This is a genomic window from Pseudomonas sp. PME37.24/006 (assembly GCF_055556635.1).
Genome location: NZ_JBVHNL010000148.1, coordinates 1 through 264, shown reverse-complemented (window position 1 = coordinate 264; position 264 = coordinate 1). Strand labels below are relative to the sequence as shown.

At 59.5% G+C, this 264-nt stretch carries 1 protein-coding gene; it reads right to left on the bottom strand.

Going from position 1 to position 264, the window contains the following annotated elements; translation table 11 throughout:
- A partial coding sequence (locus ACZ3GY_RS24190) for an AAA family ATPase (protein ID WP_465912303.1) occupies window positions 1-264 on the bottom strand: 264 nt, incomplete at both ends.

The window sequence follows — 264 nt, the reverse complement described above, 5'->3', positions numbered from 1 at the left end:
GACCAGGTCTTCCGGCTCGGCATTCAACAGCACTTCCGAATTGCTCTTCTGGGTCTGGCTCTTCACGCTGGCCGAGAAACCGATGCCGCTCTTTTCGGAACGGTCGGAAATGATCTTGGCCAGGCCATCGAAGGCGCCGCCGCAGATGAACATGATGTTGGTCGTGTCGATCTGCACGAAGTCCTGGTTCGGATGCTTGCGGCCACCTTGCGGCGGCACCGATGCCATGGTGCCTTCGATCAGCTTCAGCAGGGCTTGCTGCAC